The 23,879-nt window shown below is 33.5% G+C and carries 18 protein-coding genes; 6 read left to right on the top strand and 12 right to left on the bottom strand.

The features are described 5' to 3' along the window. Positions 1 to 21 precede the first annotated feature (21 nt). On the bottom strand, positions 22 to 918 hold the full coding sequence (locus tag SOJ_RS02775; protein WP_002506561.1) for a DUF7916 family protein: 897 nt from the start codon (positions 916 to 918) through the stop codon (positions 22 to 24). Between the two features lie 13 nt (positions 919 to 931). Then, positions 932 to 2,260, bottom strand: a complete 1,329-nt coding sequence (locus SOJ_RS02770; protein ID WP_002506560.1) for a PTS sugar transporter subunit IIC — start codon at positions 2,258 to 2,260, stop codon at positions 932 to 934. Between the two features lie 145 nt (positions 2,261 to 2,405). On the opposite strand from SOJ_RS02770, the gene SOJ_RS02765 reads away from it, so the two are divergent. The 4 genes from SOJ_RS02765 to SOJ_RS02750 all read left to right on the top strand — a co-directional run bounded on the left by SOJ_RS02765 (position 2,406) and on the right by SOJ_RS02750 (position 7,582). Beyond that, positions 2,406 to 3,617: an ROK family protein gene (locus tag SOJ_RS02765; RefSeq protein ID WP_238536962.1), complete on the top strand. Its 1,212-nt coding sequence runs from the start codon at positions 2,406 to 2,408 to the stop codon at positions 3,615 to 3,617. Between the two features lie 240 nt (positions 3,618 to 3,857). Next, positions 3,858 to 4,682, top strand: coding sequence for a zinc-ribbon domain-containing protein (locus SOJ_RS02760; RefSeq protein ID WP_002506558.1), 825 nt, complete (start codon positions 3,858 to 3,860; stop codon positions 4,680 to 4,682). 15 nt (positions 4,683 to 4,697) lie between these two features. Then, positions 4,698 to 6,002 (top strand): TcaA second domain-containing protein, encoded by a 1,305-nt coding sequence (locus tag SOJ_RS02755; RefSeq protein ID WP_002506557.1) that lies wholly within the window; start codon positions 4,698 to 4,700, stop codon positions 6,000 to 6,002. A 329-nt stretch (positions 6,003 to 6,331) separates the two neighbouring features. Next, positions 6,332 to 7,582 (top strand): aminoacyltransferase, encoded by a 1,251-nt coding sequence (locus SOJ_RS02750; RefSeq protein WP_002506556.1) that lies wholly within the window; start codon positions 6,332 to 6,334, stop codon positions 7,580 to 7,582. Positions 7,583 to 7,829: 247 nt separating this feature from the next. On the opposite strand, the gene nagB is transcribed toward SOJ_RS02750, so the two are convergent. The 4 genes from nagB to SOJ_RS02730 form a co-directional block, all read right to left on the bottom strand. Beyond that, positions 7,830 to 8,552, bottom strand: a complete 723-nt coding sequence (gene nagB / locus SOJ_RS02745) for a glucosamine-6-phosphate deaminase (protein WP_002506555.1) — start codon at positions 8,550 to 8,552, stop codon at positions 7,830 to 7,832. Between the two features lie 134 nt (positions 8,553 to 8,686). Next, positions 8,687 to 10,225 carry a PTS transporter subunit EIIC gene (locus SOJ_RS02740; RefSeq protein ID WP_002506554.1) on the bottom strand — a complete coding sequence of 513 codons (1,539 nt, stop codon included), beginning with the start codon at positions 10,223 to 10,225 and terminating at the stop codon, positions 8,687 to 8,689. 380 nt (positions 10,226 to 10,605) lie between these two features. Beyond that, complete coding sequence (argF, locus tag SOJ_RS02735; protein WP_002506553.1) at positions 10,606 to 11,637, bottom strand: ornithine carbamoyltransferase; 1,032 nt, start codon at positions 11,635 to 11,637, stop codon at positions 10,606 to 10,608. Between the two features lie 528 nt (positions 11,638 to 12,165). Continuing rightward, a complete protein-coding gene (locus tag SOJ_RS02730) occupies positions 12,166 to 13,419 on the bottom strand; it encodes an MFS transporter (RefSeq protein ID WP_002506552.1) in 1,254 nt (417 codons plus the stop codon). Positions 13,420 to 13,839: 420 nt separating this feature from the next. Here SOJ_RS02730 and SOJ_RS02725 point away from each other — a divergent pair, with 420 nt between their 5' ends. Beyond that, a complete protein-coding gene (locus SOJ_RS02725; protein WP_002506551.1) occupies positions 13,840 to 15,429 on the top strand; it encodes an L-lactate permease in 1,590 nt (529 codons plus the stop codon). Between the two features lie 236 nt (positions 15,430 to 15,665). After that, on the top strand, positions 15,666 to 16,325 hold the full coding sequence (locus SOJ_RS02720; protein WP_002506550.1) for a hypothetical protein: 660 nt from the start codon (positions 15,666 to 15,668) through the stop codon (positions 16,323 to 16,325). Between the two features lie 65 nt (positions 16,326 to 16,390). On the opposite strand, the gene ssuE is transcribed toward SOJ_RS02720, so the two are convergent. The 6 genes from ssuE to argC all read right to left on the bottom strand — a co-directional run bounded on the left by ssuE (position 16,391) and on the right by argC (position 23,859). Further along, complete coding sequence (ssuE, locus tag SOJ_RS02715) at positions 16,391 to 16,930, bottom strand: NADPH-dependent FMN reductase (RefSeq protein WP_002506549.1); 540 nt, start codon at positions 16,928 to 16,930, stop codon at positions 16,391 to 16,393. A 113-nt stretch (positions 16,931 to 17,043) separates the two neighbouring features. Beyond that, on the bottom strand, positions 17,044 to 18,453 hold the full coding sequence (locus SOJ_RS02710; protein ID WP_002506548.1) for an LLM class flavin-dependent oxidoreductase: 1,410 nt from the start codon (positions 18,451 to 18,453) through the stop codon (positions 17,044 to 17,046). A 121-nt stretch (positions 18,454 to 18,574) separates the two neighbouring features. After that, positions 18,575 to 20,284: an acetate--CoA ligase gene (acsA, locus tag SOJ_RS02705; RefSeq protein ID WP_002506547.1), complete on the bottom strand. Its 1,710-nt coding sequence runs from the start codon at positions 20,282 to 20,284 to the stop codon at positions 18,575 to 18,577. A gap of 507 nt (positions 20,285 to 20,791) precedes the next feature. After that, on the bottom strand, positions 20,792 to 21,553 hold the full coding sequence (gene argB, locus SOJ_RS02700; protein ID WP_002506546.1) for an acetylglutamate kinase: 762 nt from the start codon (positions 21,551 to 21,553) through the stop codon (positions 20,792 to 20,794). A 12-nt stretch (positions 21,554 to 21,565) separates the two neighbouring features. Next, the gene (argJ, locus tag SOJ_RS02695) at positions 21,566 to 22,804 is read right to left on the bottom strand and encodes a bifunctional glutamate N-acetyltransferase/amino-acid acetyltransferase ArgJ (RefSeq protein WP_002506545.1); all 1,239 of its coding nucleotides are present in this window, start codon (positions 22,802 to 22,804) and stop codon (positions 21,566 to 21,568) included. 23 nt (positions 22,805 to 22,827) lie between these two features. Then, positions 22,828 to 23,859, bottom strand: coding sequence for an N-acetyl-gamma-glutamyl-phosphate reductase (gene argC / locus SOJ_RS02690; RefSeq protein ID WP_002506544.1), 1,032 nt, complete (start codon positions 23,857 to 23,859; stop codon positions 22,828 to 22,830). Positions 23,860 to 23,879 lie beyond the last annotated feature (20 nt).

The following is a 23,879-nucleotide window of genomic DNA, read 5'->3' as shown; positions in this document are numbered from 1 at the left end:
TCCATTTATTAATACCATACCCTATCTGTTAATTGATCTCGCTATCATTGATAATGTGTGACGTTGTCCACGTATCGCTTTACTTAATTCAAAAATATTTTCTACAGGAGCTAAACCACCATAGCCTGCGTCACCAATATGTTGAATATCCACACCGCATATTTTATTTCGAATAGCAAAATCCCTAATTGTACTGGCGTCAGAACTCTCTTGACTTGTCCCTATTGCTGACATAACTAAACCACTATGATGATGGACGGCTTTCACTATGTCTTTTAGTTGTGCTTCATCAAACCCTGGCACTGTTCCGATAGATGGTACTAAAATAATATCAGCACCTGCATCAATAAATTTTTCAACATATGCTTTTGTAATTACAGGTTCATCTACACCTGCGCTGTGCATTTTTCCTGCTATAATCAATCCTGAAAAATTTGCTCTTGTCTCAGCAATTGCACCAACAATCTTTTCATTAGATACGCCAGTACCTGGGTTCCCTGTCATGCAAATAAAGTTTATGCCTAATTTTTCTAAAGCCTTTACTGTTTTCGGACTTGCTTGACGTCCTTTAGCAATATTTAATTTTTCTTCTGCCATGCTCGCTTGGTCATCTACTGGTTCTAAATTGACGCCTATAGGTCTTGCAACAAGACGTCTCAATTCTTTGATGACGTGTTTGTTCTCATCTATATTTTCTACTTTAGGATTGAACGCATCTAATCCATTCAATAAAATCAAATCTGCTCCGAAGGCACGTGATAGTTCTGCATTTGTTATATCTGGTATGACTGGTGTGCGCGTAACAACATTCTCTGCTAACACTACCCGACCATCACTTGCTTTAATACTTTGTTTTAATTCTTCAGCCGTCATTTTCACTATTTCTGAAGCATTCGCACTTAATAATCTCTTAACCATATCATCTACTCCTTTATTTTGATTCTTCCGTTTCTTTTATTCCGTTCGCTTCCTTGTCTTCTAAATATAAATTATATTTCTCCATCGCTCTATAAAATGGGTAATAGAGTAAAATATCGATAATGATACAGACAATTTGAACCAATGAACCACTATAATGTCCTGTTGCTAAAAACCCACTGATGATAGGTGGTATCGTCCATGGCATCGCTGTACCATTTGTAAGGTGTACGAGACCACTCGACATTGCGAAATAAGTTATCGTCGCATTAATCATTGGTGCTAATACAAATAGAATAATTAATCTCACATTAAGTACAACAGGTAAACCAAACAATGTCGGTTCATTAATATTAAATATACCTGGCATCAGTGTAAGTGGTGCCATCGTTTTTGTGATTTTACTAGAACGCTTTTTAAAAGCTAATATCGCAATTACGATTACTAGTCCTATTGTTGAGCCACCGCCACCCATAAATACAAAGTTATCAATGAATGGCTGCGTTATGATGTGCGGTAAGTCTCCGTGTGGATTGGCTTGATATGCTAGACGGTTTTCATCAATATTTTTCAACCAAATAGGTTGCATAACTGCATTTACTACGTTTGCACCATGGATACCGACAAACCAAAATGCACTATTAAGACCAACTAAGATAATGGTACCAATTAAGCTACCTCCCATCAGACTTAACGGCACACCTAATGTATTAACAATCAATTCATGGATGTTGCCAAAAGGTAAATTATCCAATGCGATATATACAGCAAGCCATAATATGATAATAGCTGCCCCAGGTATTAATGCACTAAAACTTTGTGCTACTGCTGGTGGAACCTGATCTGGCATTTTGATTCTAATGTTTCTATTGATAAACCACTGAAAAATTAACCCTGAAATAATACCAATAATCAGTGCTACAAATAAGCCCTGACTTCCCATATATATTTGAGGTATTGCCTCTTCAGGTACCTTATCTCCAGTCATTACATTTGGTGTGACAACTAAAAACGCTGACATCGCAATAATACCGGCTGAAACCCCATCTGTATTGTATTGCCGGGCAATACTATGTGCGACACCGAAACTTGCAACTAACCCCATTAACCCGAATGTCCCATTCACTGCTTTCATTAAATATGGTTGAATTCCCTGTGCTTCTAGCCACTCTATCCAGCCTGGTATCGCAATACCACTGATTACTAAAAATAATGAACCAATAATAATCAAAGGCATTGCAACGATAATGCCATCCCTCATTGAAATTAAAATTTTATTAGATCCCAATTTAGAAGCGACTGGTAACAAATGTTTTTCTAATGCGTCATTAAATTTACTCACATCAACACCCCATCGTAGATTCGATTTTGAAAACGCTTTCAATGTTTTAATTAATTATAATTTATAACTAATAGAGTGTCAATATAGTTGCAACTTTTTATTTTTAATATAATAATAAGAGTATTAAGAAATTATGGTGATAAAAATGAAAGCAAACATGACAAATAAACAGCGTATGATACGGGGTCAAATTTTAAATGAAATATATGTACGCGGCCCTATATCAAGGGTTGATATAGCAAAAAACACAGGTATTACACCCGCAACAACAACTGCAGTAACCGCAGATTTAATACAAAATAATCTCATTAAATCTACGGATATTGAAGTTGATAACTATGCTATTAACACTAAAAAAACATCAGGACGCAAAAAAATATTACTTACAATTTGTAATAAATACAATTACTATGTTGGTATTGAATTAGCCAGAGATTTTGTAACGTTATGCTTAAGTGATAATCTTGGGAATATCGTTGATCAAAATATAATCGATATTACTGCAACACAATTTCTAAAAAAAATCACACCAAACTTTATCTTGGAAGAACTTAATCATTTCTTAAAACAACATGCAGCTTACGATATTCAGGCAGTTGGCATTGCTTTACCAGGTCACTTTGATGAAACATCTCAACAAATTGCTTCAAATAGTGATTGGTCTGGTTTTGATTTGGAAGATTTACTTTCTCGTATTAGCTTTCCTGTATTTTTAGAAAATAATGTACATTGTATGAGCCTATATGAACATTTACTTACATCAGAAAATCATGGCGAAAATTTCATCTTCTTCCATGCTGTAAAGGGCATTTTTTCATCTAGTATGTATCGTGGCAATTTATATGGCGTTTCTAACTTTTCTGTAGGGGAAGTTGGACATACTATTATCCATCCAGATGGCGAACGTTGTGAATGTGGTCGTAGAGGATGCTTACAAAACTATTTAGGTGGCATGAATATTATAAATAAAGCTAAAGTCATTTATAGAAGTGCTCAAAGTACTTATCTCACAAGTTTAGTAGCAGACTCAAATGATATAACTTTAGATACTGTTATAGAAGCATATCGTTTAGGCGATAGTGGCATTGTACAAATTATTAAAGATGCCATGCGTGCAGTTGCAATTACGCTCAATAATTTAACCATGTTAGTTGATACCAATAAAATTTATTTGCATGGCCCATTATTTAACAATGATATTACGAATGTCATTTTAAAAGAATACTTGAGTTACCAAAACTTATACGGGGGATTAGGTGAAATTGATTTTCAAATGAAGTCGTATCAGCCTATTAATGGTGCAAAAGGTGCCTGTGCCCTTGCCATCCACCAACATTTAATTTGGTCAGAAGTATAAATGAAGCCAAAATATAATAGTTCAATAAAAGTGGGAGAAGGAGATTATTTATCTCCCTCCCTCTTTTTTGATTTCTAATACTTCTTACAACAAATATTCACTATAAAAATTTATAACTCACAAAAATTAAACAAAAATAACTTTTTAAATTATGAATTTTTATATTTTATGAAAAAGCGGTGCGCATAATATATAACTGTGATATTCTATTTTAATAAACATATTACAAGGGGGATTTTTATGCATTGCCCAAATTGCGGGGAGCCAGTTACAAACACAGATTTATTTTGTGGTGAGTGTGGCGCCAAATTAACACTTCAAGATCAATCATCTACTGACAACCCAACTACTAATCAACATACATCTCAGTCTGATGTATCACAGAATCAGGAATCATCTCAGACATCTTATCAGCCCAAACAACCAAGGCAATCAAACAAAAATAATACTAAACATTCTGATGATATTTTTAATGAGGCAAAATTATTTTTCTCCAACTCATTTTCTAGGACAGATGATGAAGTTATAAGTAAACATCAATTTACATTTAAAACACTTTTCAGTCTCATTATTGCAGGATTTATAGTTACACTTATTTTATTATCTTTAGTTATACCAGCAGAGATAGCATTTTTTGCAACAAGTAAGGCTAATATCGTTTTTAATATTACCTTTTACATACTCATAGCTATTTCAATACTTTTTGGTATTACCTTATTATTGATTAAACTGCTAAACATTAAAATCAGTGTACATAAAGCACTTTCAGATTTTGTATTAGTTAATACTTTTTCTGTAATTGCGTTCTTATTAGGTTTATTATTTCTAGCCATTAATGTACCAAGTTTTGGATCAATGCTTGTTTTAATTTCTATGCTATTTACATTAGTATCACCAATTTATCTCACAACAAAGCATAGTCATAAGCATCCACTTCGCATGCCCGTGGTTTATGCTATTTTAATTTATATTCTTATTTTAGGTGTCATCCTTCGCATCTTTATTGAAGGTACAGTTTCAAATTCTTTAAGTGTTTTAGATTCATATTTTAATACAGATTATTAAGGAGAGAGTTAATTAATGAAATACTGTAGTAATTGTGGAGCCGAAATTAAACCAAACCAAAAAGTATGTACACAGTGTGGCACCCCTGTACATCAACAACGTAGTACAAATAACAACGACAATCATAATAAAAAATCAAAATTACCATTTTATATTACAATTGCTGTCATTGTAGTTATCCTTATTGCATTATTTACAGCTTATAAAATAATTGAAAGTCAACTTTCACCGACAAAACAAGCTGAAGCCATTTCAAATGATTTAAAGAAAAATAAGCCGAGCAACTTAGCTCATAATTTAAAAGCAAACGGCGAGTCTCTATCTAAAGACGAAGCCAAAGCTGTCTATAAATATATTAATGAAACAGATAGCCCTGAACGTGTTGGTAATGAAATACAAAGCGCTGCGCAAGATATGAAAGATAATACAATGGGTGGTTCTTCTGTTACAGTTGGCGATAATGAACTCATAAACATCTCTCAAGATGGTAAAAAATGGGGGATATTTAAAAACTATAATTTTAATGTAAATGAAGAGTCTGTCACCATTCTTCCTGAAGAAGATAGTACGTTATCTTACAAACATAACGACGATACGAAACAAGTGAAACTAAAACAAGGTAAGACAAAAACACTTGATGACTTCCCTATTGGAATATACGATTTAAAAGCTACTCAAAAAGTAGATGAGAAAAAGTTTGATGGCGTCGTTCATATCGATATGTCAGAAAGTAGCGATGCTGAGCCTCAATTCAAACAAAAGCGCTTCACTGTAAGTACTGATTCAGCATATATCGATTCAGATTCACTAAAGCTTTATATCAATGGTGAGAAACAACAAGACTTTAATGAATACGCTAGCGAAACATTTGGTCCATACTCTCCTGATGAAAAAGTAGAAGTATATGCTACAACTGAAGTTGAAGGTAAACAATTCACATCAAATGTAGAGAATGTTTCAAGCCCTGAAAACGATGAGGAAGAAGTTGATGTGACTTTAACCTTTGATGATGAAGCTATTAGCGACCATGAAGACAAAGTATTTGAAAAAGAAACTCAATCTGAAGAAGACGAAGACCCATCCAGTTCAGATGATGAGGAAGTCACACGTGATAATGTTATAGACAAAGTCGAATCATATGAAGGCGAAAGTTTAGACACTGATACTTATACTTATAAAGAACCTGAAGAAACAGATGATGGTTGGGGATTTTCATTTACCGATAAAGACGGTAATTTAGCTGGATCATATACTATAGATGATGATGGTTATGTCACAGAATATGATGAAGACGGTGAAGAAGTCAATTCTGGATATTAATATTGTTTTATAACAGCCTACGTTGTATACGTGGGCTGTTTTTATTTAAATATATCTTTCTTACTTCTTTTGAAAATAATTTTAATTATGTGTTGTTATCCACGTTATTCGAACATCTTCAATCCCCCTTTTTTTATCACTCTACTCCACTTTCATTTATTTTTTTAATTGTAACGATTTTCGTAACTTTTATATGCAAGTGTATATAAATGTAATATTACATGTTAGAATTTTATCGTAATAAACTCATAATGTTTATAAATCCACTAGATCTTGGATACCTGGACTATTTATCCAGGTTTCTTATCATTTAAGAAATAGGTGAAAAGATGAACTTCGTAGAATTAACAGAAAAAGAATTCACTGATTTTATTAATCAAAACTTTGTGCATTATACCCAGTCTACTTCTCATTTTCATTATAGAAATAATAAGAAGAAGGATGTACATTTAGTAGGTGTTAAAGAAGATAAGAAAGTGATAGCAGCTTGTCTATTAACAGAAGCTAGGGCATTAAGATTTTTTAAATACTTTTACTCTCACAGAGGTCCGGTTTTAGATTATAGTAATCCAATATTAACTAAATTCTTTTTTGAAAATTTAAAAGTATATTTAAAAGCTCAAAAAGCATTATTCGCTTTAATAGATCCATATATTTTAGAAAATATTAGAGATGCTGATGGAAAAATAATTGAGCACTATGATAATGAAAAGCTTAAAAATGCATTATCAAAATTAGGTTATGCTCATCAAGGTTATAGTATCGGTTACTCTACTACTAGCCAAATTAGGTGGTTATCTGTTTTAAATTTAAAAAATAAAAATGAGAGTACCATATTAAAAGAAATGGATTATCAGACACGTCGTAACATTAGAAAAACTTTTGAAATGGGTGTAGAAGTAAAAACACTGGATATTTCAGAAACTAATGTATTCTTTGAACTATTTCAAATGGCAGAAGAAAAGCATAATTTTAAATTTAGAGATAAATCTTATTTTGAGGAAATGCAAAAAATTTATGCCAATCAATCCATGTTAAAACTCGCGTATATCAATTTAGAAAATTATAAACAACAATTGCAAAAGAAAAATGCTAATCTTCTTTTAGAAATTAAAGATTTAGAGAATAAATTACAAGAAAACACTAATTCTAAAAAAACAAAAACGAAATTGTACCAGTTAACACAACAACAAAATAGTTATGAAAGAAAAATTAATGAGACGATTGAATTAATCTCAACAGAAGGAAATATCTTAAATTTAGCTGCTGCATTTTATATATACACGAAAGATGAAGTTTATTACCTATCTAGTGGTTCTAATCCTAAATACAACCAATTTATGGGATCTTATCGTTTGCAATGGGATATGATTACATTTGCCATAAATAATGCTATTCCAAGATATAATTTTTATGGCATTACTGGAGACTTCAGTGAAACTTCTGAAGATTATGGCGTACAGCAATTTAAAAAAGGCTTTAATGCACACGTAGAAGAATATATTGGCGATTTTATAATTCCAATCAGAAAGTATTTATATAAACTATATTTATTAAATAAAAATAGACACGTTAAATGAATTAGATTCAGCTAGATTCAAAACCAAACGCTGTAATGGTATTTGGTTTTGAATTTATTTTTGTTCATTTATCTCATTATTTAATATTTCTTGAAAATGGCAGCGCCTTAGGCCAATTTCTGAATAACCCGAAGATTACAGGATGAGGTTGCGCCAGCAAAAAGCGCACAAAAAAATGCCAACAAAGTCATAAACTTTGTCGACATTCTAAACCAATACAAACTTGTATCGTCTTCTGTATATTTATTTAATTTAAAGCTGAGTCATCGACGATAACTTCTACATTCGGATGTTGGTGCAAGATTGAAGCAGGAAGTGATTCTGACACTTTACCATCCAGTAATTGTTGGATTGCTTCTTGTTTATTACTTCCAAACGCTATCAGAATGATACGCTTCGCATTCATGATAGATGCTAAGCCCATTGAAATAGCTTGTTTAGGTACATCTTCAATATTATCGAAGTGTTGACTGTTGGCTTTGATTGTTGAATCCGTTAAATCTACTACGCGTGTTTCACTTTCAAATGATGAAAATGGCTCATTAAAACCAATATGTCCGTTTTCACCGATACCTAAAATTTGAATGTCTGCTGGCCCTGCATCTTGTATACATTGCTCATAAGCTATACATTCTTTTTCTACATCTTCTGCATCACCTTTAGGTAAATAGATATTGTCTTCATTCCAAGTGCTATTATGATTGAATAAATTCTCTTTCATATAAGCATGATAACTTTGTTCGTGATCTGCCGCTAACCCAATATACTCATCTAAATTAAATGTCACCACATCATTTAATTTTGTGTGATTAACATTAATTAATTCCGATAAGTATTTATAAATATCAATCATTGTACTTCCCGTAGCAAGACCTAACACAGCATTAGGTTGCGACTTTATTTGTTTTAAAAGTTCTATAGCAACATATTGACTCGCCGTTGTGCGATCTTTCAAATTTATAACGTTCATATTTCTACCCCATTCTTTCTAATATCACTATATATTTTCATAATTAACATTTAATATCCTATATTACATAATTATCTGTTTTTTATCAAATTAATATAAAATGAATCATGCATACAATACCATTATACGCCTGTTTATGACTGTCGACTATCTAATAGTTCTTCTACTTCATTTTTTATCGTAGTTACATGGGGGCCATAAACAATTTGAACGCCGTTACCCTTCTGAATAACGCCTCTTGCCTCGGTCGACTCTAATACTTTTCTATCAACATCTTGATTAGTCTTTAAGGTCACTCTTAATCTTGTTGCGCAACAATCAACGACATCAATATTCTCTTTACCACCAAGACCTTGAATAATCGTTTTAGCACGATCAGTTGCTTCTACAGTTTCAGCGACTTCCCCTTCTTCACGCCCAGGTGTTTTGAAATTAAATTTCGTTATGCAAAATCTGAATATTATATAATAAAGTATAAACCAAACGATACCTATTGGAATTACCCATAAGAAATTCGTCTTAGCGTTGCCCTGCAATATACCAAATAATAGATAATCAATGAAACCACCACTAAATGTTTGACCAATTGTAATATTAAATATGTCTGCGAACATAAACGCTAAACCATCTAAAAAAGCATGTATGACATAAAGGACCGGTGCTACAAATAAGAAACTGAATTCTAATGGTTCTGTAATTCCTGTTAAAAATGATGTTAACGCTGCAGATAACATTAATCCGCCAACGACTTTTTTACGTTCTGGCTTTGCAGTATGATAGATTGCCAATGCTGCACCACATAAACCAAACATCATGGTAATAAATCTACCAGACATATATCTTGATACACCCGAATAATATTTAGTAACATCAGGATCACCCAATTGAGCAAAAAAGATGTTTTGTGTACCTTGTACAATTTGTCCTTTCACTTCTAAAGTACCACCCAGTGCTGTCTGCCAAAATGGTAAGTAAAAAATATGATGTAAACCAAATGGTCCTAAAAGCCTTAAAATAAAACCAAAGAAAAATGTACCAATAACGCCTGTCTTATCTACGAGGCCTCCAACACCAAATATCCATCCTTGAACAGTTGGCCAAATAAAGAACATCACGACACCTAATAGAATAGAACCTAATGCTGTGATAATAGGAACAAAACGCGAACCTCCAAAGAAGCCTAAATAGGCTGGCAAGGATATTTTATGGAACTTATTATGTAAAAGCGCTGTCATGACACCGGTTATAATACCACCAAATACGCCTGTTTCCACTGTTTGTATTCCAAGGACTGTACTTTGTCCTTCTTTAGCCAAATTACCGTCTGCTAATGTATCAGTAATAATTAACAAACCATTCATTGAAGCATTCATAATGAGGAACCCTAACATGGCAGCTAAACCTGCTGTCCCTTTATCACTTTTGGCTAAGCCAGTCGCAACACCCACTGCAAAAATGACAGGTAAATTTTGGAAGACAATATTACCTGCAGATGACATTAATATAAATATATTTTGTAATAGTTCAATATCCAATAAAGGATATGCTTTGATTGTATTTGGATTACTTAATGCCCCACCAATACCTAACAATAAACCAGCTGCTGGTAAAATCGCTATAGGTAACATAAAGGACTTACCGAATTGTTGCGCTTTCTCAAATAGCTTACTCATAATTGATTAACATCCTAATTACCATAAATATACAAGCAAAGAAAATGATAATCAATACAATTCGTCATTATGAAAAACATTTTCAAAAAGATGTAACGCTTTTTATGTAAGCCCTTCATTATAAATCCCGTTTAGTTCACTTAAACAACAGTTTTCTTTATATATTAAGTAATCTTTTTGACCTATCAAAGGCACTTTACAATCTACATTGTCATATTAAAAGTTTCTCGGCAGTGTTTTGAGCCAACATTTTCGGTAAATAATAGTGGCTCAAGACTATAATCTGTGACTTCGTATGGTGTGCAAAAAAATGGGGAGGGACAGAAATCAAAATTTAAAATTTGATTTCGTATTCCCAACCCTTACAGCTATTACTTCGCTTAAAATATATCGCCTAGTGTCACTGACATAATTGCTTTTATAGAATGTAATCTATTTTCAGCTTGATCAAATATCACAGCGTGTTCACCTTGAAATACGTCATCCGTAATTTCCATTTCAGACAAGCCATATTTTTCATAAATCTGTTGTCCTACTTCAGTGTTTAAATCATGAAATGCTGGCAAACAATGTAAGACGATTGCCTCAGGATTCATTGTATTCAGTAGCATCGATTCATTGACTTGATAAGGTAATAACTCATTAATACGTGTTTCCAAAACAGATTGATCCTCACCCATTGATAACCATACATCTGTATAAATAGCATCTGTTTGATAAATCGCTTGATTCACGTCATCCGTAATTAAAATTTCACTCTGAGATTGTGCAGCATAATCCTTAGCTAACTTTTGAATTGCTTCATCAGGTTGTAAAGATTTAGGTGCAGCAATATGTACGTTAACGCCTAATATTGCTCCAGTAATAAGTAAATCATGTGCTACATTATTTCTAGCATCACCTACATAAGTTAATGTTTTGCCTTCTAAAGTTCCCCAATTTTCTTTTAATGTAAAGAAATCCGCAATCATTTGCGTTGGATGCCACTCATTCGTCAAGCCATTCCAAACTGGTACATTGGCATTTTTAGCTAAAGATTCTATATCTTTTTGATGATAACCTCTAAATTCAATACCATCATACATACGTCCTAATACTTTTGCAGTATCAGCTGTAGATTCTTTCACACCTAAGTGAATATCTCCTTGGCCGAAATACTCTGGGTATGCGCCCAAATCATACGCGGCAACACTAAATGCCGAACGTGTTCTTGTAGAGGGTTTTTCAAAGAGTAACGCTAAATTCTTTCCTTTTAAATAAGGATGAGGGATCCCACGTTTTTTCTTTTCCTTTAACTCTCCAGTAAAATCTATCAATGTATTCAATTCTTCTGCTGAAAAATCGCATGTTTTCAAAAAGTGTTCCCCTTTAAAAACTTGTAACTTATTTAAAGCTGTTGTGTTCAACCCCATTTTCATCACTCCAATATTTTTATAAGATTTATATACATAATATACGTAATTAACAAATAAAACAAGTATAAATATACTTTATTCTGTATATTATTGAATTAAAGTTCAAAATATTATCTTACATCATTTGATAAACAGCACTAATTTAAACTAATGTTTTTAACATTTATGCAGTTTTTCAAAGCATTTATGCAATGTGTTTTTTAATGAATCACACTTGTGAAATTTATTTTTTGAGTTATGCACGAATGCATATTACACTACTTTTTTATACTACAATGTCCCTGAACTACTTAACTGACGGAGGTGATCGATTCTGTTAAATGAAATTGTGGCTGTAATCAAACAGATTATTGCTCAAGTTATTTCTGGAGAGTTCCAAGAAAATTAGTCTTTCATTTCCACACCATTTCAAAACGATTGCATAATTAGCTTTTTAAAATAAGAGAGTCCCATTCTAATTTCCAAACTAGAATGGGACTCCAATAACGATAAATATTTATTTTTTAAATACATGCTTTTTTACGCTTATGTTGCTTCTTTCTTACTAAGTTTTGCACGTTCTTCAGGTGTTTTTAAGAAACGTGTCATAATTGCACTTGCCACATATAATCCAAAGATTAAGTACATCATTCCTTTTACACCAATACTATCGTAGAATAATGCTACTAACCCAGGTCCAGCAAATACACATAGCCCTGCGCCTAAGTTTAATATAGCCATCGCTGGTCCTTTATCGCCATCACCTACAAGAGAAGGTACAAGCGCAGAAATTGGAACAAATCCTGCTAGACACATACCCCATAAAAATCCTACAGTACCAACGACAAATACATTACCTGTAAATAATTCTGGTACAAAATATAATCCTAATGTAAACACAGCACAACCAACACCACCGATGTATGAGATTGTATTCTTCCAACCAATCTTGTCACTCAACGCACCGAATATTAAATTAAATATAATATTTGCGATAAAAATTGTTCCCCAAATATTGAGCCAAGTCGTCGTTGCAATACCTTTGGATGATAAATATATTGGTAAGAACAATGGAAATGCATATTGTGCCGCTTGATTAATTATTCTTACGATACATGCCACTGCAACACGTGGCTCTCTTTTTAATATCGTAATTCCAGCGCCCATTTCTTTTACATGTTCTTTAACACCATGCCCTTTATCTTCTATTTCAAATTGATCTCTGTTTACAAATACAGCTAAAAATGTTCCGATAAGTACCCATATAATGGCTGTCCATAAAGTGAACACATGACCAAACCATTGAATTGCAAATGAAGAATAGAATGAACCAAGCACACTTAAACCACCTGTAAATACAAACCAGAACCAACCTACTGCGGCACCTAATCGTTTTTGAGGTGAACGGTAAGCCACCCAAACTAAAAATGAATAAGCAAACAACGGATAACCAAATCCTCGAATAGCATACGATGGAATCATTAATTCATAATTCATCGTAGGTATCGCAAATCCTACAAATATAATATGACCAACAATATATAAACCTGTGCCTAATAACATAACTTTACGCGGTCCAATAATTTCGACCAAAACACCAGAGAACCAAGATCCAATTGCAATCGTCACACCATAACAAGTCGTTAAAATTGCAGTTTGTTGAACGGATAAGCCATGATCATGAAGATAAGGACTAATCCATGCAAGTTCTAATCCATCCCCCATCATAAATATTAATACGCCAATGTAACCCCATAATAAGGTTGGTGGCATTCCCATTTTCGTTAATTTTTTATTCATATTTAACACACCCCTATGTAATTAAATTGATAACTTATGGCTACTTATACAATTACAAAACATACTAAAAACTTGAGTAATAAAAAAATTTCAATTATATTCTTCCATGATTTATTGATTAGAAAACGCTTCCATATATTGCCTTTATATTATTGTATTTTTCTAATAATGCAAATTTATTTTCGTTTCCTTTCGTTTTCTTTCGATTTATAATTAATAATAGATGCTTTTTGTATTATTACACCTTCTATAGTACTCTATTAAATAAACACAGCTATTCTTTTGATATGTTTAATAAATTATTTAAGTTATATATTAATTACAGATGATTGATTTTTATACTGAAAACGTTTACAATAATCATGATTTAATCATCATATGACTAGATGATATTAATTTGTAAGTTAGGGGTTAAAATATATGCTGTTATTAATTGCTTTAAGTGCTGTAATTGTACCGTTTATCTTTTTAGTGCTGCTTCGCATGTCAGCTTTAAAAGGTATGATAATCAGTGCAATTGTTGTTACGTTATTGGGAATATTTGTTTGGGGTATGAAAGGTAATGTCGTAATTGCCTCATTATTACAAGGTACGCACAAAACGTTTACGATTCTATATATCTTATTCGGTGCGCTTGTATTACTTAATACTTTACGACAAACTGGGGCTGTAAATCGTATTAATTCAGGCTTCCAGAAAATATCTGGAGATATGCGTGTCCAAGTGATTATCGTCGCTTTCTTATTCGGATCACTTATTGAAGGTGCGTCTGGTTTTGGTACACCTGCAATGGTTACAGCACCATTAATGGTAGCTTTAGGTTTCAGACCAATGATTGCTGTAGTATCTGCATTAATCGCAGATAGTGTGGCCGTATCATTTGGTGCGGTTGGTACGCCTGTCCTTGTAGGATTGAGTACATTGAAAGATGCTGACAGTGAATTCTTCCAATCTACTGCTGAACGTATTACTACATTAGATTTATTAAGTGGTATTTTCATTCCAGTTATTGTAATCATTACTTTAGTTGTTTTCTTTGGTAAGAAAAACAAATTAAAATCTATACTTGAAATGTTACCATGGCTCGCTTTAATTGGTGTTGTTTATGCAGGTTCAGCATTTGCTTATGCATTCTTATTTGGCGCAGAGTTCGTTGCAATTTTAGGTTCATTAACTGGTCTAATAGTAGCAGTTATAACTGCAAGTAAAGGTTGGTTATTGCCTAAGACTGAGTGGAAAGATGGCTTAGATGATTCATATGAAACTAATGAGTCTGAACACTCAATGAGTTTGCTAACAGCTTGGGCACCGTATTTAATGGTAGTTGTCTTATTACTACTTACAAGAACGGTACCATTTATTAAAGATTTCACAACAAGTGTTTTAGATTTAACTTGGACTAATATAATGAATTTTGAAGAGATTTCATCAGATTGGGAAGTATTATATTCACCCGGAACCATCTTAATACTATCCGCAATATTTGCGATACTCATTCAGAAAAAACCGTTTAAAGACCTAACTAAAGCTAGTAAGGAATCATTGAGTACAATTAAAATTACAGGTATTACGCTTATTGCGACACTAGCAATGGTTCACGTCTTCATTAACTCTGGTATTAATGCCAATGACTTAATTAGTATGCCTGAGTACATAGCTAATGCTATGTCCCAATACTTAGGTCCAATTTGGTTATTTGTCGCTCCATTCTTAGGTGCCTTAGGTTCCTTTATTACCGGAAGTGCAACAGTATCAACGCTTACATTCTCACCAATTCAAATGAACATCGCAAACGCAATTGGTGCTGAACCATTCACTGTATTAGCAGCACAAATTATCGGTTCCGCTGCAGGTAATATGATTTGTGTTCATAACGTTGTTGCAGTTTGTGCTGTGGTAAATATGCCAGGTAAAGAAGGTAGTGTTATTAGAAAAACACTCGGACCAGCACTATTATATTGTGCACTTGCAGGTATTAGTGCATATATCTTCACACTATTTTTCTTCTAATTTAGTTGAAGTTAATAAATAAAACAGACTAAGTGCTTTGATTAGCATTTAGTCTGTTTTTATATGTTCTTTTTTAATGCTGCAAAACACCTAGGATATCCAATAGATTAAAGTGTATTTTTACTTTATAACTTCGTTATATTATCATACTCCTTAATATTTTGATAAAGTACAATTAACTTATTAATTAAATTTATTTGCCAAACTAAACAATGGGATTGGATGGGGATCTACAAATGAAATTTAAAAATGTTACATTATTAACATCTGAGTTGGAAGAAACTTTGCAGTTTTACGAAGAAACATTAGAATGTCCTGTTCAAGTTATTGATCAAGATTCTTTTATTGTTCAAATTGGGGAAACTCAATTACATTTTCAAAAATCTGAAGAAATCAATCAACCGTTTTACCACTTTGCAATAGATATTCCTTATAATCATTTTTATGATATGAAACAACATTATCAAAATATCTTATTTTTATTAATGGAAGATGGTCAACACACAACTTATTTTGAGTCCTTTGTTGCACATTCACTTTATTTTAATGATCCTTCAGGTAATATTGTCGAACTCATTGCAAGGGTATCTAATATGACGGATGATCCTGAATTTTCAAGAATTAGTGAAGTTGGATTTGTATGTAATGAGCTAGACGATGTATATCAAGCTTTAATCAATCATCATCTTACAACTCATGAAGCACGCTCATTTTCTCCAGAAGGTTTAAATTTCATGTGTGACTCAGACGATGAGTGTTATATTTTATTGACGCCAGAAAATAAAAAATGGTTTTTTTCTGATAAAGCATCTACTGCATTTCCGATAGCTATTGAAACACAAGACTTCAAATTAACTTACGACGACAAACATCAATGGTCTTTAGTATCTTTATAAATTTATACATAAAAAAGGATGGGAGCAAGACATGTATTGCTCCCATCCTTTTTATATTCAAAATATTATTCTCTTACCTGTGATTTGTCACTGACAAACTTTTTTAACGTTTTATCTAATCCATCTTTTGCTTCTTGATCATAATCATAAGTGCCGTCTTCATTAGAAGTGATGTGTTTATCTAATATAAATCTACCTTTGTGAATTGTATCTGCACCTAATTCTTTAATCACTGGATCTAAGCTATATTGAATTGCTAATACATGTGCAAAGGTTCCGCCTAATGCTAACGGCAATACTGTCTTACCTGTGAAAGCACCTCTTGGTAATAAATCTAAATACGTTTTAACAATACCTGAATAAGCTGCTTTAAATACAGGAGATATGATAATAATACCATCTGCGCTTTCTATTTTCTGATGTGTTTCATTAATAGACGCATTAGAAAAATCCGCTGTAATCAACGCTTCTGCGTCTAATTGATGAACGTGTACAACATCTGTATCAATACCTTCACCTTCTAGATATTTTTCAGCATACTCAACAATACCTGTTAAACGAGATTGTAATTTATTTCCACCTGCAATGATTGCTACACTTGCCATCTTTAATGTCCCCCTTTATTTATTCAAACTGCTTATACATTTTCAGACACCTGACAGGTCCTCAATTGTTAAAACCAAACATGTTATTGTTGTGCGCTTTGTCTCTATCAAATTTAAATTTCTGCTGTACTATAACTATATTGTTCATTTAATTGCGGTTTATATTGTGATCCTGGATGCGTTGATCTTAAATACTTTTCACCTTTACCGAATAAATTTTCTCTAAGTGTTGTATTTTCTTCATCATAATCTTTACGATAAACGCCACGTGCTTGTAATATTGGAACGACTTTTTCTATGAAATCTTCATATGAATTTGGTATCGTTCCATAGGCAATATTAAATCCATCTACATCAGCAACTTCAACCCAATGCTCTATTTCATCAGCAATTTGCGTAGGTGTACCGACAAAGCGAACTGAGCCAATACCTAAGCCATGATGTTTAATAGCCTCTTTCAGTGTCCATTTACGTGTCGGATCTTTCGCATAAATATCTAACAAGCTTTGAATTGCGTCTGTTTCAATATCTTCTAAATATTGATCAGGATCAAATTGAGAAAAGTCTATGCCTGTGTGTCCACTTAACAAAGCAGCAGTTCCTTCATAAGTGATATGTTGGATTAACTCTTGATGTAATTGTTCTGCTTCTTCTACCGTATCACCAATAACGGGAACAATCATAGTAAATACCTTTAAGTCTTCTTTATTTCTGCCTTGTTGTGTTGCTCTAGAACGAATGTCATTTACATCATTAGCCAAACCTTGAAGTGAATGATTCACGACAAAGATTGCTTCTGCATGTTTACCTGCAAAGTTACGACCTTTATCTGAAGCACCTGCTTGGAATAATACTGGTGTACGTTGTGGAGATGGCTCTACAATATGTGGTCCAGGTACATTAAAGAAACGACCTTTGTGATTAATTAAATGTACTTTATCAGGATCTGCATACGTGTTGGTAGCTTTATCTTTTACAACTGCATCATCTTCCCAACTGCTTTCCCACAATTTATACGTTACATCTAAAAATTCATCTGCACGATCGTATCTTGTTTCTTTAGGCATACGTTCTGTTAACCCTAAATTTTCCGCTTCACTTCCTAGGTAAGATGTCACAACGTTCCAACCAATACGACCATGTGTTAAATGATCTAATGTAGAAAATTTTCTCGCAATATCATACGGTTGAAAATAAGTTGTAGATACAGTTGGTGCAAACCCTACATGTGCTGTTGCTTGCGCCATAGCAGAAATTACTAATAAAGGATCATGATCTGGGACTTGAACGGCATGTTGTACAGCTGTTTTATAATCATTGCCATATTCACTATATGTTCCTAATACATCAGCGATAAATAATGAATCGAACTTGCCTTTTTCAAAAAGCTTTGCAAGCTTCACCCAATAATCTATTGTGCCATGTTGCGCACCTTCATGTTTGTCATGTTTCCATAGTCCAATTGCGTGTGGTGCTGGTGAGTTCTGAATAAAGCCATTGAAATGTATTTGTTTTTTTCCCATTGTTATTACCTCCTATGAGTTTAAGTGATACCTGTACTTATATTTCATGTTTCCATTTTCATTTATCATGTAAAATATTTTTATATTAATTCGATATAATTAATCGGATATTATTTAAAAATTATTTTTCAATCGTACTCAAATCTCCAGCTGGTAAACCTAATTCCCAAGCTTTTAAGACACGACGCATAATTTTACCAAAACTTGTTTTCGGTAATTTATCCATAAAATCAATTTCTCTTGGTGCAGCATGTGCAGCTAAACCGGTCTTAACAAATTGTCTTATTTCAACTTTGAGTTCATCTGTTTTCTCTACGCCTTCACGCAATGTGACATACGCTTTGATTATTTCACCCCTTACGTCATCAGGGATGCCAATAACACCTGCCTCAGCAATCGCTGGATGTTCTACAAGTTTAGACTCAACTTCAAACGGGCCTACTCTTTCGCCTGATGTCATAATCACATCATCTACTCTACTTTTGAAGAAAAAGTAATTGTCTTCATCACGATATGCTGAATCTCCAGAAATATACCAACCATTCACAAAATATGAATTGAATTTTTCATCATTTTTCCATATTTTTCTCATCATGGAAGGCCATCCTGCTTTTAACGCTAAATTACCTAAAGTATTGGGAGGTAGTTCATTGCCTTCGTCATCGACAATACTTGCAGTAATACCTGGTAATGGTTTACCCATAGAACCCAATTTAATTGTCTGACTTGGATAATTCACAATCATTAATCCACCGGTTTCTGTCATCCACCAAGTATCTAGTATACGTCTGCCATATACTTCATTGCCCCAACGAATCACTTCTGGATTTAATGGTTCACCGACTGACAAAATACTTCTTAACGTTGATAAATCATATTGCTTAGTGAATGCTTCGCCTTTACTCATCAACATACGTAAGGCTGTAGGTGCGGTATACCATAATGTGACTTTATATTTTTCTATCATTTCATACCATAATTCTGGTGAGAATCTTCCACCTATGACACAATTCGTTACGCCGTGAAGCCAAGGGCTGAATATCCCGTAGGACGACCCTGTCACCCATGCTGGATCTCCAGTACACCAATAAATATCATCTTCTTGTAAATCTAATACATATTTCCCTGTAATGTAATGCACAATCATCGCATCCTGTGCATGTAAGACGCCTTTAGGTTGGCCAGTTGAACCAGACGTGTAATGCAATACAAGTGGATCTTCACGATTTAGCCATTCAATGTCGAAGCTATCACTCGCATGCTTGAACGCTGTATGAAAATCAATATGTTCTGGCGATACATTGTTACCCACAACTATAATTGTTTCTAAGTCTGGTAGTTTTGAGTAAGGTACACGAGGTAATAAATCTTCCGTTGTAACTAAGACTTTAGCGTCTGCATTGCTTAAACGTTCTTCTACTGCTTGATCCATAAATGCTTCGAATAATGGGCCACATATTGCTCCAGTTTTTAAAATACCTAAAAATGAAAAATAAAGTTCTGGCATTCTAGGCATATACACAAACACTCTATCGCCTTTTTCTACGTTAGCTTCTGTCTTTAATAGATTCGCTACTTTATTTGAAGCTAGCTTTAAATCTTCGAAAGTAAAAGATGCTTCTTGTGCGCTGTCTTTATAATTCAAGGCAATTTTTTGCCCTTTACCGTTGTCTACGTGACGGTCTATACATTCATATGCCATATTTACTTTTCCTGTTTCATACCAAGAAAATGCTTTTTCCGCTTCTTCCCAATCAAAGTTATTATATATATATTCATAATCTTGAAGATTAAAGTTTCCTTTTTCACCTTTTAAAATTTCAGTTGTCATGTGTATGCCTCCTATAAAGATTTAAAAATCATTATAGATGGAACTTTCTGAATATTCAACCTATCATTTAATAATTCCGATATATTTAGTATGATTTAAACCTTTAAAACCTAGAGCCACATATCTTAGAAGTTTTACAAATAATTTTAATATTTTTAATTGTTCCACAATTTCATTTTAAATTATTATAACTTAAAGGAAATTTATTATTCATTTGATTATGATTGCTTTGGTGTGAGAATTGATAATAAAAATAATTATTATGTTAGATTATATTTTATAATTGATGAGAATAAATATGTCATTATCATCTCAAGAGATATAGAGGTCTTTTGAGATGATATTTGAGACTCATAGATGTATTTGGTTTATTTAGGCAAACTAAGGATAGTAGGCGCTTATATAGCATTGTAATGAGCAGTGGTTGTGGTGACTCCCAAGCTAAAAAGGGCTAACTATTTATTGTTAATAAATAGTTAGCCTTTTTTAAATATATTGTCTATCGTACTAACGCTGGATGGTTGTACCAACGTTTTGACCGCTTTGTAATTTTTTAATAATATGTGATTCATTACCTGCCGCAATGACTACTTTTTCACAACCTGATTCAATCGCTTGAACCGCATCTTGAACTTTAGGAATCATACCGCCATAAATTGACGCTTGATCGATATAGTGATTGATACGTTCAGCATTCAGTGTAGCTTGCACTTTTTCATCAATGATGACACCAGGAATATCACTTAATAGATAAATTGGAGCCTGTAAAAATTGTGCGATTTTATATGCTAATGTATCTGCATTAATGTTATACAATTGCCCTGTGCTTCTATGTTGACCTATAGATGCAATGACTGGTACAAATTGTTCTGTTAATGAAGCAAGTACAGAAGTATCGACATCTGTAGGTTCACCGACATAACCATATTTATCGTCTAATGGGATGACATCAAATAATTTTGCATCTATGCCATTGATACCAACACTTTGAATATCTGATTTATTAATTTTGCTAACGAGACTTGGATTGACTGATCCAATTAATGTCTGACTTGTTACTGAAAGTACTTCTCGCGTTGTCACTCTTAAGCCATCTTTAAATTGTGTAGGCACGCCTTGTTGCTCCAAAGCTTCATTAATAAAAGGTCCACCGCCATGTACAATGATGGGTTTAAAGCCTTGTTGTCTTAAAAATGCAATATCTTCTATTGTTGAATCGTGTAGATTTGTCAGAGTGCTGCCACCTATTTTAATTACAATATAGCTCATCTGTCACACTCCTTAGGTTCTATATGAAGCATTGATACGTACATATTCATATGAAAGGTCACAACCATATGCTGACGCTGCGCCTTCACCATTACCAACTGATGCTTCAATGTAAATATTATCCGCTTCTAATTGTTTTTTTAAATGTAACTCATCAAATTCAACTGACATGCCATCTTCAACGACAGGCACATTACATAAAGAAACATTCGTCTGACTTGGTTCTATGTCTTCAGAAGCATAGCCCATCGCTGTAACGATTCTTCCAAAGTTGGCATCTTCACCATGAATTGCTGTTTTAACGAGACTTGATGATACAATACTTTTAGCAATTTTTCTTGCTTCTGCAACATCATTTGCGCCTTTAACTTTAGCCGTAACTAATTTCGTCGCTCCTTCACCATCTTTAGCTATAGATTTAGCAAGATACTGGCTCACGAAATTTAACGCATATTCAAATTTTTCCCAATCTGGATGTAACGTATCGAGTTTATTATGGTTCGCCTGTCCATTTGCCAAGCCAAGAACCATATCATTTGTACTAGAATCTCCATCAACTGTAATCATATTAAAAGAGTTATCAATCGTTTGTTTTAAACAATTGTCTAGCGTATCCGCATCAATTTTGGCATCTGTAGTAATAAATGACAGCATTGTTGCCATATTCGGATGAATCATACCCGAACCTTTAGCTGTTCCTCCAATTGTTACAGTTATACCATCAATTTCAACTTGCACAGATAAATGTTTAGTAAATGTGTCCGTCGTTAAAATAGCTTGATTGAAAAACTCACTTTGATTATATTGTTCTTTTAAAACGTTTTGTGTGCCGTGTTGTATCTTATCCATAGGTAAAAACGATCCTATAACACCTGTAGACGCGACACCCACGCTTTCTTTGGATAAATTTAAATGCTCTGCTACCCATGCTTGCGTGTCTTTGGCATCTTGTATACCTTTTTCACCAGTACATGAATTAGCATTTGCTGAATTCACTACAATGGCTTGTAATGATTGATTATTTTTAATCGTTTCTTCAGTTACTTTTAACGGTGCTGCTTTAAAACGATTCAGTGTATAAGTTCCTGCTGCAGCAGCTGCTGTCGTAGAGTATATCCATCCAAAGTCTTTTTTCTTTCTTCTTAATCCAACGTGCATGCCTCCAGCTATAAAACCTAATGGAGAACTTACATCCCCTTGTAAATCTATCTTCAATTGATTGAGTGTATCTAACGTTTCAATATCTTTCATCCCATCTCACCTTTCTTTTTATATTACGGATATACAGGTAATTGTGTTAATCCTGTTGCTTCGTTCAATCCATACATTAAGTTTAAATTTTGTATTGCTTGACCACTTGCACCTTTGACTAAGTTATCAATAACAGAAACAATCACTGCTGTTTGACTTTCTTCGTCAACATACATGCCGATATCACAATAATTACTACCGTATACTTCTTTAGTTTTAGGATAATTACCTAAATCTCTAATGCGTACAAATGGTTTACTATCATAATATTGCTTGAAAGTTGCATGTAAATCTTCGCTAGTAGTTTGTTTGTTTAATTTCACATATATCGTAGAGAGTATGCCACGTGTCATTGGTACTAAATGCGGGGTAAATACTACTTTGATATCTTCATTTGCTAAATGCGAGACATATTGTTCTATTTCAGGCTTATGTTTATGCTTACCAATCGCATAAGCACTTAAGTTTTCATTCATTTCAGCGTAATGGACGTGTTGTGCAAGCGACCTTCCAGCGCCTGAAACGCCTGTTTTGGCATCTATAATAATTGAATCTTCTTGAATTAGTTTTTGATCTATTAACGGATGTAACGCTAATAATGTCGCAGTAGGGAAACAACCTGGATTAGCTACTAGTTGTGTATTCGTTTGATCTATTTCAGACCATTCTGCAATACTATAGTTTGCATCATTTAATTGTTGTTGTGTCGCAGCTGCTTCACCATAAAATTGTTGGTAGACATCTCTATTAGTTAATCTGAAGTCACCTGATAAATCGATGACTTTTATATTTTTCTTTACCAAATCTGGCGCTACATGTTTACTTACATTTGAAGGTGTAGCAAAGAACATCACATCACAGTCAACTGTTTCAGTGTCTAAAGCTTCGTAGTGATGCGTTAAATGAGTTAAGTGAGGAAATGTATCTTTTATTGGTTCATCCGCTTTAGAATGTGAAAAGATATATTTAATTGTTACATTTGGATGGTGTTGTAATAATCGAATTAACTCCACTGCACCATAACCACTGCCTCCTACTATCCCAACTTCTATCATAACGTTCATTCCTTTCTGAA

The sequence above is a fragment of the Staphylococcus sp. OJ82 genome, assembly GCF_000294465.1.
Classification (GTDB): Bacteria; Bacillota; Bacilli; order Staphylococcales; family Staphylococcaceae; genus Staphylococcus; species Staphylococcus equorum.
The sequence above is the reverse complement of the archived record's forward strand: the minus strand, read 5'-3'. Positions and strand labels throughout refer to the sequence as shown.

Excerpts from the sequence above, each read along its gene's own strand:
- argJ (WP_002506545.1), bottom strand. The coding sequence starts at position 22,804 with ATGAAAGATATTGAAACGTTAGATACACTCAATCAATTGAAGATAGAT.
- SOJ_RS02730 (WP_002506552.1), bottom strand. The coding sequence starts at position 13,419 with ATGAATAAAAAATTAACGAAAATGGGAATGCCACCAACCTTATTATGG.
- SOJ_RS02760 (WP_002506558.1), top strand. The coding sequence starts at position 3,858 with ATGCATTGCCCAAATTGCGGGGAGCCAGTTACAAACACAGATTTATTT.
- SOJ_RS02750 (WP_002506556.1), top strand. The coding sequence starts at position 6,332 with ATGAACTTCGTAGAATTAACAGAAAAAGAATTCACTGATTTTATTAAT.
- nagB (WP_002506555.1), bottom strand. The coding sequence starts at position 8,552 with ATGAACGTTATAAATTTGAAAGATCGCACAACGGCGAGTCAATATGTT.
- argF (WP_002506553.1), bottom strand. The coding sequence starts at position 11,637 with ATGGGGTTGAACACAACAGCTTTAAATAAGTTACAAGTTTTTAAAGGG.
- acsA (WP_002506547.1), bottom strand. The coding sequence starts at position 20,284 with ATGACAACTGAAATTTTAAAAGGTGAAAAAGGAAACTTTAATCTTCAA.
- SOJ_RS02755 (WP_002506557.1), top strand. The coding sequence starts at position 4,698 with ATGAAATACTGTAGTAATTGTGGAGCCGAAATTAAACCAAACCAAAAA.
- SOJ_RS02775 (WP_002506561.1), bottom strand. The coding sequence starts at position 918 with ATGGTTAAGAGATTATTAAGTGCGAATGCTTCAGAAATAGTGAAAATG.
- SOJ_RS02710 (WP_002506548.1), bottom strand. The coding sequence starts at position 18,453 with ATGGGAAAAAAACAAATACATTTCAATGGCTTTATTCAGAACTCACCA.
- ssuE (WP_002506549.1), bottom strand. The coding sequence starts at position 16,930 with ATGGCAAGTGTAGCAATCATTGCAGGTGGAAATAAATTACAATCTCGT.
- SOJ_RS02720 (WP_002506550.1), top strand. The coding sequence starts at position 15,666 with ATGAAATTTAAAAATGTTACATTATTAACATCTGAGTTGGAAGAAACT.
- SOJ_RS02725 (WP_002506551.1), top strand. The coding sequence starts at position 13,840 with ATGCTGTTATTAATTGCTTTAAGTGCTGTAATTGTACCGTTTATCTTT.
- argB (WP_002506546.1), bottom strand. The coding sequence starts at position 21,553 with ATGAGCTATATTGTAATTAAAATAGGTGGCAGCACTCTGACAAATCTA.
- SOJ_RS02740 (WP_002506554.1), bottom strand. The coding sequence starts at position 10,225 with ATGAGTAAGCTATTTGAGAAAGCGCAACAATTCGGTAAGTCCTTTATG.
- SOJ_RS02765 (WP_238536962.1), top strand. The coding sequence starts at position 2,406 with ATGAAAGCAAACATGACAAATAAACAGCGTATGATACGGGGTCAAATT.
- argC (WP_002506544.1), bottom strand. The coding sequence starts at position 23,859 with ATGATAGAAGTTGGGATAGTAGGAGGCAGTGGTTATGGTGCAGTGGAG.